Annotated in this window: 15 protein-coding genes and 1 tRNA gene; all 16 read right to left on the bottom strand. The window is 51.1% G+C overall.

The features are described 5' to 3' along the window. Positions 1-299: 299 nt before the first annotated feature. The 16 genes from Q0P86_RS14845 to rpmG all read right to left on the bottom strand — a co-directional run bounded on the left by Q0P86_RS14845 (position 300) and on the right by rpmG (position 16,380). On the bottom strand, positions 300-629 hold the full coding sequence (locus tag Q0P86_RS14845) for a hypothetical protein (RefSeq protein WP_295040521.1): 330 nt from the start codon (positions 627-629) through the stop codon (positions 300-302). Beyond that, complete coding sequence (locus tag Q0P86_RS14840) at positions 626-2,611, bottom strand: hypothetical protein (protein WP_295040519.1); 1,986 nt, start codon at positions 2,609-2,611, stop codon at positions 626-628. Before Q0P86_RS14840 ends, Q0P86_RS14845 begins: the two co-directional genes overlap by 4 nt. Continuing rightward, a complete protein-coding gene (locus Q0P86_RS14835) occupies positions 2,608-2,901 on the bottom strand; it encodes a hypothetical protein (RefSeq protein ID WP_295040517.1) in 294 nt (97 codons plus the stop codon). The genes Q0P86_RS14840 and Q0P86_RS14835 overlap by 4 nt, the downstream gene beginning before the upstream one ends. After that, complete coding sequence (locus Q0P86_RS14830) at positions 2,894-3,268, bottom strand: hypothetical protein (protein WP_295040515.1); 375 nt, start codon at positions 3,266-3,268, stop codon at positions 2,894-2,896. Before Q0P86_RS14830 ends, Q0P86_RS14835 begins: the two co-directional genes overlap by 8 nt. Positions 3,269-3,443: 175 nt before the next feature. Next, positions 3,444-3,920, bottom strand: a complete 477-nt coding sequence (gene rpsG / locus Q0P86_RS14825) for a 30S ribosomal protein S7 (RefSeq protein ID WP_072980594.1) — start codon at positions 3,918-3,920, stop codon at positions 3,444-3,446. A 16-nt stretch (positions 3,921-3,936) separates the two neighbouring features. Next, a complete protein-coding gene (gene rpsL / locus Q0P86_RS14820; protein ID WP_072980597.1) occupies positions 3,937-4,326 on the bottom strand; it encodes a 30S ribosomal protein S12 in 390 nt (129 codons plus the stop codon). 66 nt (positions 4,327-4,392) lie between these two features. After that, positions 4,393-8,853, bottom strand: coding sequence for a DNA-directed RNA polymerase subunit beta' (rpoC, locus tag Q0P86_RS14815; protein WP_295040513.1), 4,461 nt, complete (start codon positions 8,851-8,853; stop codon positions 4,393-4,395). Continuing rightward, complete coding sequence (rpoB, locus tag Q0P86_RS14810) at positions 8,840-13,111, bottom strand: DNA-directed RNA polymerase subunit beta (protein WP_291024479.1); 4,272 nt, start codon at positions 13,109-13,111, stop codon at positions 8,840-8,842. Before rpoB ends, rpoC begins: the two co-directional genes overlap by 14 nt. Positions 13,112-13,232: 121 nt before the next feature. After that, positions 13,233-13,604 (bottom strand): 50S ribosomal protein L7/L12, encoded by a 372-nt coding sequence (gene rplL / locus Q0P86_RS14805; protein WP_072980602.1) that lies wholly within the window; start codon positions 13,602-13,604, stop codon positions 13,233-13,235. A 51-nt stretch (positions 13,605-13,655) separates the two neighbouring features. Beyond that, positions 13,656-14,192 (bottom strand): 50S ribosomal protein L10, encoded by a 537-nt coding sequence (rplJ, locus tag Q0P86_RS14800; RefSeq protein WP_072980604.1) that lies wholly within the window; start codon positions 14,190-14,192, stop codon positions 13,656-13,658. 8 nt (positions 14,193-14,200) lie between these two features. After that, a complete protein-coding gene (gene rplA, locus Q0P86_RS14795) occupies positions 14,201-14,887 on the bottom strand; it encodes a 50S ribosomal protein L1 (RefSeq protein ID WP_072980606.1) in 687 nt (228 codons plus the stop codon). Between the two features lie 39 nt (positions 14,888-14,926). Further along, positions 14,927-15,352, bottom strand: coding sequence for a 50S ribosomal protein L11 (gene rplK / locus Q0P86_RS14790; protein WP_072801175.1), 426 nt, complete (start codon positions 15,350-15,352; stop codon positions 14,927-14,929). A gap of 29 nt (positions 15,353-15,381) precedes the next feature. After that, positions 15,382-15,930, bottom strand: a complete 549-nt coding sequence (nusG, locus tag Q0P86_RS14785) for a transcription termination/antitermination protein NusG (protein ID WP_290995919.1) — start codon at positions 15,928-15,930, stop codon at positions 15,382-15,384. A gap of 4 nt (positions 15,931-15,934) precedes the next feature. Then, positions 15,935-16,123, bottom strand: coding sequence for a preprotein translocase subunit SecE (secE, locus tag Q0P86_RS14780; RefSeq protein WP_290995914.1), 189 nt, complete (start codon positions 16,121-16,123; stop codon positions 15,935-15,937). A 19-nt stretch (positions 16,124-16,142) separates the two neighbouring features. Next, a tRNA-Trp gene (locus Q0P86_RS14775) sits at positions 16,143-16,215 on the bottom strand. Between the two features lie 12 nt (positions 16,216-16,227). Continuing rightward, positions 16,228-16,380: a 50S ribosomal protein L33 gene (gene rpmG, locus Q0P86_RS14770; protein WP_072801172.1), complete on the bottom strand. Its 153-nt coding sequence runs from the start codon at positions 16,378-16,380 to the stop codon at positions 16,228-16,230. Between the last annotated feature and the right edge of the window lie 67 nt (positions 16,381-16,447).

Here is a 16,447-nt window from a genome sequence, read left to right as displayed (position 1 = left end):
TAAATGTTAGTTTATTTGTAAATAGTCGTTTTGGGGTAATTTTTAGAGGTTGCCACTATATTCTATTTCCCAAATTGGTTCCCCGTTATATACAGTACACACAATACTATCAGGAAACACCCAACTAGAATCGGGTTCCATATTTAAATTCTTTACCACATGAAGGGAGTATTCATTAGAGTCCTTACTATATTCTGCACAGAATTCTACAAGTCCTTCACTGTGACAAAGGGTAACTAGAAAAAACAAATAAATTTTTAAAAGATATCTCATCGGATTTTTTTGTAGTAAAGACATTGTTACTTACATTTGTTTAAAAATTTTTCTTCATGTTTTCTCATTTGCTCAGGAATGTTGATACGTGCGTGACCGACGTTATTTGCATCTGAATCATCCCAATTGTTATGTCTTGTGTATATATCGTACAAATCATCTCTCACATAAGCCCAACTTCTTTCGGCTTCTAATTCGCATATTTCCTTTTTTGTTTTGCCTTTCGGTATGGAAACAGTTAATGTTTTTGTTGATTTGTATTTTTCATCATCCCATATTTCTTTATGACCTTTTTCATGGGCAATAAGCCGTTCATCATCGCTTTCTACATGAATTGGACCTGATATTACATTCATTGAAACTTTAATATGATTAATTTTGTATTCGCCATCATTTTCTGTTTTCGTTTCACACCAGCTGATAATAACAGATCCTTTAACATAACCGCTATATGTTTTATCTTTTTAAGGAAGTGTGCTACTAAACTCTGCTCAGAATCAAGAGCTTTAAAATTTATGAAATATGATTTGTTATTTTTCAATTTATTTTTTGATATATTACGACCAAGAGCATCATAATAATAGATATTATTAATTATGTTTACTTCGCCATTAATGGTTGAATGTTCTTCAAAAGATCCGCTTTCTTTTGATTGTTGTTTGAGTAAAAAGAACCCATCATTTTCATCATCGTTCAAATCAATTTCATAGCATTTTAAATCAACATCTTCTTCAAACGGGTCATAGCAATCAACCTGTTCATAGTAGTATCCTATGTTGTGAGATCCAAATGAACCTCCTGTCCAAAGCCAAGAACTTGCGCACTCCGAACCACGGGCCAGGTTACACCTATAACATAGCCCATTGTACGCAAAGCAGGCTGACTCTGGATTACTCGGCACATGGTCTAGCGGAAAACCGGGACACACCCCAACCCTATTCCTGTCGACCTTGTCGCCCGTTTCACAGTCTACCTCACGCCACCACCATGAATCTTGCGCGTTGTAACTAATATTCCAACCATTAACAGTTCCTCTTTCTGGATTCAGTGAATAGCACAGACCATCTTCCATATTCTGAAGCCCCTCTTTGAACATTTGGTCTGGAGTATAAGTTTGATTACCATCCAAAACGAATGTTTCTGCACCAACACTTGAAGAACTACTTTCTTCGATAAAACTTGAACTTGATTCTGGAGTTTCATCTGAACTTGAGGAAAGCAGTTTTTCACTGGAACTGGATAACTCAATGGCAGAAGATGAGGATTCTGCACTGGAACAGGAACTCTGAACTTGAGTTGATGAACTAGATCTATGCTCCCTTTCATATTGATTTATAATATAATCACAGAACCATACTGCACTCGCCAAATTTCGGGGATTCAAGTTGTCGATAAAACCAGTGCCTATTTTGTTCCCATTATAGTGTACTATCATTGAACGTTCCCTGCGAACAATCTCATCACCCATAGCGATAATTTGATCTCGAGTAACATTAGACGGAATCCAACTAGCCGTCCGTTCCGCTATTTGGAGATTTTTATCAACAAAAACTGCTAAGCCAGATTGTGTTTTCTCACATCCATTTTCATCCATTGCGCTGAGATAGCATTCATAAAAAGGGGGGGGGGGGAGCATCGGAATCGGAGGAGCATTCTGTGATGGCAAATTTCCACAATTATTTTCATCATAATAACATGAATAAAGGTCTACAAGGCGTTCATCAATAAGCCAAGGGTTACCAATATGTGCAAAATAACCTACATAGATTTGATTATCAGTGTATTCACAAAAAATTATATCGCTTTCAGATAACGAAGGTTCTCCATGCATGGGAGGCCTCTCTTTGCTGACATAATGAGAAAACTTACAACCACCATTTTCATCAGGCTCATAACATGCAATTACATTCGCGTTGGCTGAAGAAGACATGCTTTCCCCAGAACTAGAGTTTCCGGATTCGGAACAAATTCCATCATCATCAAAACATGGACCATCTTCATCAGTACATGGACAAAGAACTTCAGAACTGGAACTTTCCTCACTTGCAGAGGAACATGCGTTCGGGTCGTCTTCGTCGCAGTCGCCTTCGCTACTAGATGAGAAATCCAAATCTTCTGAAGAACTGCTTTGTTCTTCTGAAGATGTGGATTCTATTACTTCCGAGGAACTAGATACGGAACAATTGGGAAGAGGAGAACCACATGCACCAAGATTAGAGGAAATCTTCTTTATTTCACCACCCCATAACTCAGCTAAATCCGCAGGAACACAGTGATAATTACTAGTACGACAATCTTCACGGCAAGCATCTTCAGCATCTTTAAGTTCGTGTTTCACCCAATTTGCGGAACAAAAATCGCAACTAATCTTCGATTTAACAAATCCATTTTCTGATTTTTTTCCATCGCACTCTGGCACCCATCCACCATCATAACCATAACTGGACCCTTCACCACCTTCAATAATGCACTCATTAAAAAATGCCCTTTTCGATCTTCTTTAATAGCCCGAACAACATTTTCTTTGTCGTAACCCGTTTTTATATATGGATCTATATCATCACAAAAAATGGCAGAATTAGATATAGAAGTCATTATAACGACAAAAATATACAGCCATTTATTCATGAGGACAATTTCCTTTTTCTTTACACGTTTCAACAAGTTTTCTTAAAACACCCTCTGGTCCCGGTCGCCTTGGTATATTTTTCACATTTGCATCATTTAACGAATCATTATATCGATCTTGTCCATGTTTTAGTTTTTTGAAATCATCAGTTTCCATTATCTTTTTTATTTTCAATTCGTCTATTGAATCTAGCTTGTTTTCTTTTTTTCCCTCCATATATTGAGAACTGTCTAATGGGATTACAGGTTTCTTTTGAATCACAGGTTGATTCAACTGTTGTTGACTTTGTGGTTCTTCATTTTTTTCAGAACACCCTGCACAGAATAGGGCTAACGCCATCATAAAAAACAAATATTTATTTTTCATACAAAATCCTCACAATTAAATTTAAGAACAATTTGTTCAAAATAAAAGTAAAAACTCTATTACAAACAAGCTCTCATTCTTCTATTAACCTTTTTACGACTTTCGCTAAATACAGAAAAGGCTCGCTGTTTACAGCGAGCCCTTCCTCTAGGATAATTCCGTGCTAATGCAAGAATTAGAAACGGAAGTGGGCGAATGCCTTGTTGGCTTCGGCCATCTTGTGCGTGTCGTTCTTCTTGCGGACAGCGTTGCCTTCACCGTTCTTGGCGGCAACGAGTTCGGCAGCAAGGCGGTCAGCCATGTTGGCTTCGTTGCGGTTACGGGCGGCATCAAGGAGCCAGCGAAGAGCGAGAGCCTTGGCGCGGTCCGGTGCAACTTCCATAGGAACCTGGTAGTTTGCACCACCGATACGGCGGGACTTCACTTCGAGACGCGGCTTGATGTTTTCGAGGCAGAGTTCGAACTTTTCAAGCGGAGTTTCCGGACCTTCGAGCTTCTGGCCGAGGTTTTCGAGAGCAGTGTAGACGATCTGTTCAGCGATGGTCTTCTTGCCCTGCTTCAGCACGACACCGACGAGTTCGGTAACGAGCGTGGACTTGTAACGCGGATCCGGGAGGATGGAGCGATGGAGAGCCTTTCTTCTTCTAGACATAGATTACTTCCTTTCCTTACTTCTTGGCCGGAGCGGCACCTTTCTTCTTAACACCGTACTTGGAGCGGCCGTTCTGGCGACCGTTCACAGCCTGGGTATCCAAAGTACCACGGATGATGTGGTAACGAACACCGGGGACGTCCTTCACACGACCACCGCGGATGAGCACGATGGAGTGTTCCTGGAGGTTGTGGCCTTCGCCAGGAATGTATGCGGTCACTTCCATCTTGTTGGAAAGACGCACACGGGCGATCTTACGAAGAGCGGAGTTCGGCTTCTTCGGGGTGCTGGTGTACACGCGGGTGCAAACACCGCGCTTCTGGGGGCAGGACTTCAAGGCCACGGAAGCGGTCTTGTTGCTGATCTGTTCGCGTCCGTTGCGGACGAGCTGTTGAATAGTTGGCACTGTTAATCTCCTAGATTTTGGAGTGCAAATATAGTTTCTTTTTCCAAGTTTTTCAAGTACTTAGGGTTAATTCTCCGAATCTTCTTCGTCATTGATGCCGATTTCGTTGTCCAACATCTGGATTCCGTTGTCGGCGGATTCGTCAAATTCGCCCTGAATACCCATAGGCCGAGCCGCGGCATCCAGTTCGGCGTCGGCATCCACCACCTGGACGTTCCTCAGGTGGCGGGCTCCTGTACCGCACGGGATAAGACGACCCATAATCACGTTTTCCTTAAGGCCCAAGAGCGGGTCTACGCTACCTTCGATGGAAGCGCGGGTAAGGATCTTTGTGGTTTCCTGGAACGAGCAGGCAGAAATGAAGCTGTCTGTCGCCAAGGAAGCCTTCGTGATACCAAGGAGCATCGGCGTGAAGGTCGCCGGAGTCTTGCCGACAGCAGTCAACTGATCGTTGATTGCGCGCAGACGTGCCTTGGAAATTTCTTCGCCCGGAAGCAGTTCGGAGTCTCCGGAATCCTTGATGCGAACCTTACGCATCATCTGGCGGACGATACATTCGATGTGCTTATCTGCGATAGCCACACCCTGCAGGCGGTACACCGCCTGGATTTCGTTCACCAAGTGACGCTGGACCTCTTCAGGACCAAGGACGTCGAGGATATCGTGGGGATCCACGCTGCCTTCACTGATCTTCTGACCAATGTGGACACGGTCACCTTCGTTGACCGCCAGATGGACGCCGCGGGGAACCAGCACTTTCTCTTCCTGGTCATCCATCTTAATATAAACAACCTGATTGTTGCGGACTTCTTCGATCTTTTCGACGAGACCGTCGATCGGAGCGATGAACGCCTTGTTCTTCGGAACGCGAGCTTCAAAGAGTTCGGCCACGCGCGGAAGACCACCCGTAATGTCGCGGGTCTTACCGGCAGCGCGCGGAAGTTTTGCAACAGTCTGACCGACGGTCACCATTTCGCCAGCCTTAACGGTAAGGATTGCGCCGTCCGGAAGCATGTAGTTACCGATCTTCGTGTTGGAAGAATCGACGATGGTAACAGCCGGGTGGAGGTCCTTCTTGCCGTGCTGCTTGTCGCTAATCACGGTCCAGGTTTCCACGCCCGTCACTTCGTCAGTTTCGGAACGGTAGGTGCGGTTTTCAACCATGTCCGTAAGAACAACCTTACCAGAAACGTTACTGATAATCGGGCTGTTATACGGATCCCATTCGAACATCACGTCGCCAGCGTTCACCGTCTGGCCGTTTTCGACATGGAGGATAGAGCCGTACGGAATCTGGTAACGACCCTTGTTGATGCCGGTCTTGTCAAAGATAACGAGTTCAGCCATGCGGCTGGTAACGACCTTCTGGCCATCGTGCTCGACGGTTTCCACCTGTTCAAGTTCGATATGGCCGTCGACGGTTGCCTTCTTGTCGCTTTCGACAGTCAGACGGGAAGAAGCACCACCGATGTGGAAGGTACGGAGGGTAAGCTGCGTACCCGGTTCGCCGATGGACTGTGCAGCGAGCACGCCCACGGCTTCGCCCAGGTCAACCGGACGACCGGAAGCAAGCATACGACCGTAGCACTTGGAGCAGACACCGTTGCGGGAATCGCAGGTGAGCACCGAGCGCATCTTGATATGTTCGAGACCCGTCGCAGAAATCTTCGCGAGGTCACGTTCGGTCACGAGTTCGCCGGCCTTGACGATCACTTCGCCAGTCACCGGGTGCTTGATGTCGTCCACCGGTGCGCGACCGAGGAGACGTTCTTCAAGAGCGATCACGGTATCGTCGCCGTCCTTGAACGCAGAAACTTCGATGCCGTTCGTGGTACCGCAGTCTTCTTCGGTAATCACGAGGTCCTGGCCCACGTCCACGAGACGACGTGTCAGGTAACCAGCGTCAGCCGTCTTAAGAGCGGTATCAGCAAGACCCTTACGAGCACCGTGAGACGAGATGAAGTATTCCATCACGTTCAGGCCTTCGCGGAAGCAGGACTTAATCGGGTTTTCAATAACTTCCTGACCACCCAGCTGCTTGATCGGCTTCTGCATCAAACCACGCATACCGGACAGCTGCTTAATCTGTTCGCGGCTACCACGAGCGCCGGAGTCGGCCATCATGTAAACCGGGTTGAAGCCGTCACGGTCGCTGGAAAGCAAATCCCACTGCTTGGCAGCGACTTCGGAGGTCGTCTTGGACCAGACGTCGATCGTCTGGTTGTAACGTTCACCGTCGGTAATCACACCGTCTTCATACAGGCCACGGATGCGCGACACCTGTTCGGCAGCCTTGTCGAGCATTTCCTGCTTTTCCTTCGGGATCACCATTTCGGCGATAGCCACAGAAGAACCGGCGCGGGTAGCCCACTTGTAACCGTTCGCCTTCAGGTCATCCAGGTAATCCACGGTCACGCGGTTACCGGTGCGGCGGTACAGGTCGTCGATGGACTTGGCGATCACCTTCTTGCCGAAGGTTTCGTTGGCGTAACCAAGTTCCTTCGGAACGAACTCGTTGAAGATGATACGACCGACGGTCGTCTTGATAACATTGTCTTCCTTAAGGGTAAGGAACTTGATCTTTTCGCCAGCCTTGACAGCGACTTCGATATTGCCATTGTCGTCGGCGGATTCGCGGAGGCACACGGCATCCTTTTCAAGGGCGCCCATGTAGACCTTCTGGCCGGCCTTGAGCTTCAGATAAACGATTGCGTTCAGATCGACAACACCGTTTTCGTAAGCGCGCACGGCTTCGGCAGAGTCGAAGAAGTGCATGCCTTCACCCTTACGGGCCGGACGCGGCTTGGTCAGGTAGTACAGACCCAGCACGATATCCTGGCCGGGGACAGCGATCGGCTGACCGGAAGCCGGGTGAAGAATGTTGTTGGAAGACAGCATGAGAACGCGGCATTCGAGCTGCGTTTCGAAAGACAGCGGAAGGTGGCATGCCATCTGGTCACCGTCGAAGTCCGCGTTGAATGCGGTACAGACGAGCGGGTGAAGGCGGATTGCGTTACCTTCGATCAGGCGCGGGTAGAACGCCTGGATACCCAGACGGTGAAGCGTCGGGGCACGGTTCAGCATCACCGGGTGGTCTTCGATAATTTCTTCGAGGATGTCCCACACTTCCGGACGCTCGGCGTCCACGTACTTCTTGGCGGACTTGAGGGTATAGACGATACCTTCTTCTTCCAGACGGTGGATGATGAACGGCTTGTAAAGTTCGAGAGCCATGCGCTTCGGCAGACCGCACTGGTGCATGCGAAGTTCGGGGCCCACCACGATCACGGAACGACCGGAGTAGTCGACACGCTTACCGAGCAAGTTCATACGGAAGCGGCCCTGCTTACCCTTCAGGAGTTCGGCGAGGCTCTTCATCGGACGGGCGGAGCCTGCACGGGCAGTGCGGCGGCCGCTGTCAAACAGCTGGTCAACGGCTTCCTGCAACATACGCTTTTCGTTGCAGAGAATCACGTTCGGGGCGCGGAGGTCGATCAACTTCTTCAGACGGTTGTTGCGGTTGATGACGCGGCGATAGAGTTCGTTCAGGTCGGACGTTGCGAAACGGCCGCCTTCGAGCGGAACGAGCGGACGCAGGTCAGGCGGAATCACCGGAAGCACGTCGAGAATCATCCAGGACGGCTGGTTGGCGAGCAAGCGGGCTTCGTTCGGATAGCGGTGGCGGAAATCTTCGTAGGCGTCTGCCACGATGAAGTTCTCGTGCTTGGTCTCGTAGTCGGCCTTGAATTCGGCGACGGCTTCGGCGAGGCCGCGCAGCCACGGCTGCTGGGAATCGGCCTTCATGGCCTTTTCCGGATTTTCGTAGTAGCTACGGAAACTTTCGCGCTGGGACTTGAGGAAGGAATCCACGACCTTGAGGCGCTTGAGGGCGTCGTCCTGCTTGGTCTTGGACTTGGACAGGGCCTGCGTACGGAGTTCGGCGGAAAGGGCGGTGAGGTCCACGCGGTCAAGCAGCTGCTTGATGGCGGAAGCACCCATCTTGGCGTCGAAAGTACGGCCTTCGTTGGTGAGGTCCTGGTACTGGGCTTCATCAATCAGAGCGTTCGGTTCGAGGTCGGCGTCACCCGGATCGATGACAACATACTTTTCGTAGTAGATGATGTTGTCGAGGTCCTTGGTAGAAAGGTTCAGGAGGGCGCCGATGACGCACGGCTGGTTACGGACGAACCAGGTGTGGGTCAGGGGAATAGCAAGTTCGATGTGGCCCATGTACTTACGGCGCACATTGGAGTGAGTCACTTCCACGCCGCAACGGTCACAGACGACACCCTTGTAACGGATGCGCTTGAACTTACCGCAGTTACATTCCCAGTTCTTCACCGGTCCAAAGATCTTTTCGCAGAAAAGACCATCCTTTTCAGGCTTGAAGGAACGGTAGTTGATGGTTTCGGGCTTGGTCACTTCACCATGGGACCAGCTGCGGATCATTTCCGGAGCGGCGAGGTGAATCGAAATATCGCCAGAATTGTCGCGTTCAATTTCTTCGACCATATTACTTATCTCCATTGGTCTGAATATTGAGACCCAAAGAACGAACTTCGCGGATCATAACGTTGAAGGATTCAGGAACACCCGGCTTCGGAGTGTTCTGACCGTGAACGATGGCATCGTACACCTTGGAACGGCCCTGCACGTCGTCAGACTTGACGGTGAGGAGTTCCTGCAGCGTGTAAGCGGCGCCGTAAGCTTCCATAGCCCACACTTCCATTTCACCGAAGCGCTGGCCACCGAACTGGCTCTTACCGCCAAGAGGCTGCTGGGTCACGAGAGCGTAGCTACCGATAGAACGGGCGTGGATCTTGTCGTCCACCAAGTGACCGAGCTTCAGGTAGTACATGTAACCGATCGTCACCGGGTTCAGGAAGGCTTCACCGGTACGGCCGTCATAGAGCTTGGCCTTACCGATAATCTTGTTGTTGTCCGGATCCATTTCGTAGTTCACGATCGGGTTCTTCTGGTAAGCCTTTTCGAGTTCCTTGCAGATATCTTCGAACTTGGCACCGTCGAACACCGGAGTCGTCACCTTGAAGCCGAGGGTCTTTGCAGCCCAGCCCAGGTGAACTTCAAGCACCTGACCGATGTTCATACGAGAAGGCACGCCCAGCGGGTTCAGAAGAATCTGCAGCGGACGACCATCTTCGGTGAACGGCATGTCTTCGACCGGAACGATCTTCGAGACGACACCCTTGTTACCGTGGCGACCAGCCATCTTGTCACCGATGGAGAGGCAGCGCTTCTTCGCGATGTAGACCTTGACGCACTTGAGCACGCCCGGCTTGAGTTCGTCGCCCTTCGTGACCTTGTCGATTTCCTTTTCCATGGTGCGGGTCAGGGTATCGAGGTTGTCGCGAGCAACGAGCACGAGCGTAAGGACCTTTTCCTGGAGTTCGTCGTCGCCCACCACGAAGGTAGAAGACGGGGACACCTTGGTCACGTCGATCACGGAGAGATTCTGTTCGGTGTAGGTCTGGCCTTCGCGAATCAGGAGTTCGTGAGTTTCGTTGTCCATGACCTTGCCGGCAGCCTTGCCGCCGAGGAGTTCGAACAAATGTTCGGAGCAGGAAGCCTTGATCTTGTCGATCTGAGCCTGGAAGTTGGCGCGGATCTCGTTGATCGTTTCCTGGTCCTTTTCCTTGCTGTTCTTGTCGGCCTTGTCCTTCTTGCTGAAGATGCGGGTTTCGAGAACCACGCCCTTCATTCCCGGAGGAGCCTTGAGGGAAGAATCGCGGACATCGCCGGCCTTTTCGCCGAAGATGGCACGGAGCAAGCGTTCTTCCGGAGAAAGTTCGGTTTCACCCTTCGGCGTCACCTTACCCACGAGGATATCGTCGGCAGTCACTTCGGCACCGACGCGGATCACGCCGTTTTCGTCGAGGTTGCGGAGAGCGTCTTCGCCGACGTTCGGGATTTCGCGGGTGAGTTCTTCCGGACCGCGCTTGGTGTCGCGGACTTCCATTTCGTATTCTTCGATATGGATGGAAGTGAAGGTGTCCTTGATGGCAAGTTCTTCCGAGATGATAACGGCGTCTTCGTAGTTGTAACCGTTCCAGGGGAGGAAGCCGATGAGGATGTTCTTACCGAGAGCCAGTTCGCCGTGGTCGGTCGACACGCCGTCAGCCAGCACGTCGCCAGCCTTCACGAAGTCGCCCACGTCAACGATCGGCTTCTGGTTGATGCAGGAATCCTGGTTAGAGCGCTCGAACTTGCGGAGCACGTAAGTATCGATAGGATCCTTGCCGAGGAATTCGTAGTCTTCGCCGAGACCGGTGAGCGGCACGAAGTTGCCGTCGACCATGTCGCCACGCTGCACGGTGATGTTGCGAGCGTCGACGAAAGTCACCTTACCGTCGTGCTTGGCGCGGACGACCGTACCCGAGTCGAGAGCGGCGCGGCGTTCGAGACCCGTACCCACGACCGGAGCTTCGGCGCGGAGCAGAGGCACAGCCTGGCGCTGCATGTTGGAACCCATCAATGCACGGTTGGCGTCGTCGTGTTCGAGGAACGGGATAAGACCAGCGGCCACGGACACGATCTGCATCGGGGCCACGTCCATGAGATCGATACGTTCGGTTTCGGTGTCGTCGAGAGCGAAGCTCTCCTGGCGCATGAGGTGCGGATATTCGCTCTTGTCGCGAACGATCACGTAGCCGTCCATGTCGCCCTTGAAGCGGTTGTCTTCGGTGAGTTCGGTAGAAGCCGGAGCCACCTTGAAAGCGTCTTCTTCGTCGGCGGTGAGGAAGGTGATGTAGTCGGAAACGATCTGTTCGACCACAGTGCCCACCTGTTCGTAGTCGGCCTTGCCGTTGAAATCATCAACGGTGAAACCGTTACGGTAGTAAGTCACGTTGCCATCGACATCCTTGAAAGCAAACACCTTGTTCACGAAACCGTCGAACAGGTCGCGCTGCTTGATGTCGAGGTTCATGCGCACGGAGTCGATCTGCTTCCTGGTGAGTTCAAGTTCCAGGAACAGGTGCGGGTCGTGCACGAAAGCCTTGAAGATACCGAAGTGCCACTTGGATTCGGGGATCTTCACGACGTTGCCCTTGGCATCCTTGAAGTCGATGAGGCCCACGATACGGTACGGAGTCTCGATAAAGCCGAAGTGATTCACCACGGCGAAGGAAGCGAGGGAGTTGATAAGACCGATGTTCGGGCCTTCCGGAGTTTCGATCGGGCAGAGACGGCCGTAGTGAGTGTAGTGCACGTCACGGACTTCGAAGCCTGCACGTTCGCGGGAAAGACCACCGGGGCCGAGAGCGGAGAGACGACGCTTGTGAGTCAGTTCGGAAAGCGGGTTCATCTGGTCCATGAACTGGGACAGCTGGCTCGATCCGAAGAAGGACTGCACGACGGAGCTCACCATACGGGTGTTCACGAGGTCGCGCGGAGTCGTCTGTTCGTCTTCGCCGTGGAGGTTCAGGTTCTCGCGGATCACGCGAGACATACGGGAGAGGCCCACGGAAATCTGGTTGGCAAGAAGTTCGCCCACGGAACGGGTGCGGCGGTTGCCCAAGTGGTCGATATCGTCCAGGGCGTAGCCTTCGGTGCCGTTGTAGAGACCGACCATGTATTCGATGATGGCAAGGAAGTCGGCCTTGCTCATGGTCATGTCGGTGAGGGCGGGGATCTTGAATTCGTCGCCCTGTTCAGCGAGGATGTCGCGGATTTCGGAGCGGCTGTAAATCTTTGCGTTCAAGCGATAGCGGCCCACTTCGCCGAGATCGTACTTGTGCGGATCGGAAATGAACTGGCTGTCGAAGTAGAGTTCGGCAGTGCGCATGTCCGGAGCTTCGTCCTGCTGCTGGTGCGTCACGGAGTAGATGGCCTTGAGGGCGTCTTCGCGGGACTTGGACTTGTCGGCAGCGAGGGTGTAGTGGATAAGGAGGTTGTCTTCGTCCTTGGAGAGGAGGACAATCTTTTCGACGTTGCTCTGACGGAGCGTTTCGAGCTTCTTCTCGTCGATGACATCGTTCGCGGCAAGGACCACTTCGCCCGAGCTCGTGTCGATGACGTCTTCGAACAGGATGCGGTCGATGAGCACGCAGACGCCGTTTTCGTCGAACTGTTCGGCCATTTCTTCCACGGAGACTTCTTCGGTCTTCTTGTAGAACAGCTTCAGGATGTCCTGCGTGGTCTCGAAACCGATGCAGCGGAGCATGGTCGTCGCGGCAAGCTTCTTCTTGCGGTCGATGATGAGGTAAAGGGTGTCGCCTTCGGTATTGAATTCCACCCAGGCACCGCGGTGCGGAATAATGCGGCTCTTGTAGTCGGAACGGCCGCTGGGCTGGAGTTCTTCGTCAAAACTGATACCGTAGGAACGGTGCAACTGGGAAACGACAACGCGTTCAGCACCATTGACGATGAACGTACCGTTTTCAGTCATGATCGGGAGTTCGCAAATAAGGACGTCGTTCTTGACTTCTTCCTTGAGCTTGCGATCTTCGCCATCTTCCTCGAAAATCTGGAGGGAAAGGGTAGCGTAAAGCTCCATGGAATACGTGAGACCGCGCTCACGGCATTCAGGGATGCTGTACTTCGGGATACCGAAATAATAGCCTTCGTAATTAAGGGAGTAAAGACCCTTGACGTCGGTAATGGGGAAAATATCCTGGAACACGCGTTCCAGCCCAACCTTAAGACGTTTTTCTTGCGGAATTTCCTTCTGGAGGAATTGCTCGTACGAAGCCTTCTGGACTTCGATCAGGTACGGGAGTTCCAGCTGGAACTTGTTGGAGGAATAACTTTTTCGCTCCGTGGTCATTTGAAATACCTCATCCGGTGAAGAGCTTTTTTATCAAAAAATAGCAAAAAAACTTAATACACCAAAAGCCCGCACATAAAGTGCAGGCAGTTGGCGTATAATAGTCAATGAAGTGAAAGCATTACTTCAGAGCGACCTTTGCTCCGAGATCTTCCAGGTCCTTCTTGAGCTTTTCAGCGTCAGCCTTCGGCATAGCTTCCTTGACCACGCTGTTGGCCTTTTCGACCAGGTCCTTAGCTTCCTTGAGGCCCAGACCGGTGATGGCGCGGACAGCCTTGAGGACGTCCATCTTCTTAGCGCCGCATTCGACGAGGATCACGTCGAATTCAGTCTTTTCTTCAGCAGGAGCGGCAGCAGCAGCGGCCATTACGACGGCGCCACCGGCAGCAGCTTCGATGCCGTGGGTTTCTTTAAGGTAGTCAGCCAAAGCCTTGGCTTCGAGAAGGGTAAGACCAACGATTTGATCGCCCAGTGCCTTGATATCAGTTGCCATGATGTGTTTCTCCGATTATTCCGTTTAAATTTTTTGGTTTGTGGTTTGTTGTTAAGCTTCCGCAGCGGCTTCGGGAGCAGCTTCGGAGCCCGATTCTTTTTCCAGCTTTTCCTGGAGTGTCTTGATTTGACCGGCGATCGTGGAGCCAGGTCCGAGAGCGATGGAGACGATCTGAGCGATCATGCCCTTACGATCCGGGATCTTGGAGAGGTTCACGACTTCGGAGCCAGGCATCGCCTTGCCATCAAGGTACACGCTCTTGGCAACCAAGAAATCGGGGTTTGCTTTGTGGAATGCTTCAATTTCGCGAGCAGGCAGAAGCGGGTCTTCTTCGAAACCGACCATCACGGAGGTTGCTCCGGTGAGGAGGTCGTCGAGACCTTCGACCTTGAGGGCAGCGAGCACGCGCTTGAGAAGAGTGTTCTTCACAGCGTGGTACTTCACACCCTTAGATGCGAGTGCCTTGCGAAGGGCATTGTCCTTTTCTACGGTCATGCCTTGATAATTGAGCAGATAGACGGCGGTAGCGCCATTGAAGGACTCGACGAGCGCGTCCACAGTCTGTTGTTTTTTAACTACAGCTTTCATGGTGTCTCCTATCGCGTCAGTGCCATATCAAGTTTGATGCCCGGAGCCATCGTTGCAGACAACGTAAGGCTCTTAATGTAGGTGCCCTTAGAAGATTGAGGCTTGTTCTTGACGACGGAGTCGATCACAGCCTTGGTGTTTTCAACCAGCTGATCAACGCCGAAGGAGAGCTTGCCTACGGGGGCATGGACGTTGGCGCCCTTGTCAACGCGGTACTGGATCTTACCAGCCTTGAGTTCCTTAACCGTCTGGGCAACGTTAACCGTAACCGTTCCGGCCTTCGGAGAAGGCATCAAACCGCGAGGACCGAGGACCTTAGCGACCTTACTAATCACCGGCATCATGTCGGGAGTAGCAACGACGGAATCAAAGTCCAGCCAGCCTTCCTGAATCTTCTGAACCAAGTCAGCACCACCAGCGTAGTCTGCGCCTGCGTTCTTTGCAACTTCAAGATTATTGTCCTTGCAGAAAACCAAGACGCGGACCTGACGACCGGTACCATGCGGCAGCACAACAGTGCCACGAACCACTTGGTCGGAATGTTTTGGGTCCACACCGAGATTGAAGTGGATTTCGACCGTCTGGTCGAACTTCAATTCGGACTTTTTAAGGATTTGGACTGCTTCAGCAAGATCGTAAGCCTTGTTACGGTCGATGCTTTCAGCAATCTTCTTGTATTTTTTTCCTCTGAACATGGTGTTTCCTGTCAGATACGTAACGGTGAATTACCTGCCTCAGTCAACCACTTCAACACCCATGGAGCGAGCGGTGCCCGCAACCATGCGCATAGCGGCTTCGAGGTCGATTGTGTTTAGATCCGGCATCTTCTTTTGGGCGATATCCTGGACCTGGGCCTTGGTGAGCTTACCAACTTTCTTACGGTTGGGTTCGCCAGAGCCGCTTTCAATTCCGGCTGCCTTCTTGATGAGGGCAGGAACCGGCGAAACCTTCGTGATGAAGGTAAAGCTCTTGTCGGCATAGACCGTAATAACGACCGGGATAATCATTCCCTTGTCGTTCTGGGTCTTAGCGTTGAACTGCTTGCAGAATTCCATAATGTTCACACCCTTCTGACCAAGGGCGGGACCTACCGGGGGAGCCGGGTTAGCAGCACCGGCCGGAATCTGGAGCTTAATATAACCTGTGATTTTCTTTGCCACTGTATTATCTCCGTTTCAAAACCGCACTATTATGCGATGTCGGACTCGACCTGGTTGTAGGAAAGTTCGACAGGCGTAGAACGACCAAAGACAGTCACCATGACCTTGATCTTGGTCTTGTCTTCCATGATTTCGTCTACGACGCCCACAAAGTCCTTGAAGGGACCTTCCTTGATGCGGACATTTTCGCCAATGGAGTACGGATTTTGGATCTCGCCTTCTGCGGAGCCACTAGGATCAACTCCCAAAAGACGATCGACCTCGCTCTGTTGTAAAGGAATAGCCACCCTCTTGGTGGGTGTCATTCCTAAGAAATGGGTGACGCCATTGATGTTCATCACCAAATGCTGGGTGAGCTCGTCCAGCACCATTTCAATGAAAACGTAAGTGGGCATCGCGTTCTGCACGGATACATGACGATGACCGCGAACGGTGGAAACCACTTCGCGGGTCGGCAAGAGAATCCGTCCGAACTTTTCCTGAACGCCTTCGCGTTCGATCATCTGCTCGATACGTTTCTTAATATTGTTTTCTTGACCGGAAAAGGTGTGAATTGCATACCACTTCATTTCAGGCATAACATTAACCTCTTCCCATAACTTTGTCAATGATCCAAGAGAAACCAACGTCAAGTCCTGCAATATAAAGACCCATAATGACACTGAACAGCATCACGACGAGGGTGGATCCCTTGAGTTCTTCCCAAGTAGGCCAAGTAACTTTTTTCAGTTCCTCGATGGATTCCTTGACATATTGCTGGATCTTGCGCATAATGACTCCAGGAAGTGAGCAGGTCGGGAGGGACTCGAACCCCCAACCAACGGTTTTGGAGACCGTGACTCTACCAATTGAGCTACCGACCTATTCGGACTTCCTTACTTGGTTTCCTTGTGAACAGTATGCTTGCGGCAGAACGGGCAGTACTTCTTGTACTCCACGCGGGAGGGGTGAAGACGCTTGTTCTTGTCGCAGTCATAGTTGCGCTGATTGCATTCGGTGCATTCGAGCGTGATGAGTTCTCTGGGCATTTTATTATCCGATTACTTGATGATTTCGGTTACGGAGCCAGCGCCAACGGTACGGCCACCTTCGCGG

Origin of the sequence: uncultured Fibrobacter sp., from assembly GCF_946062555.1 — a bacterium.
Classification (GTDB): Bacteria; Fibrobacterota; Fibrobacteria; order Fibrobacterales; family Fibrobacteraceae; genus Fibrobacter.
The sequence above is the reverse complement of the archived record's forward strand: the minus strand, read 5'-3'. Positions and strand labels throughout refer to the sequence as shown.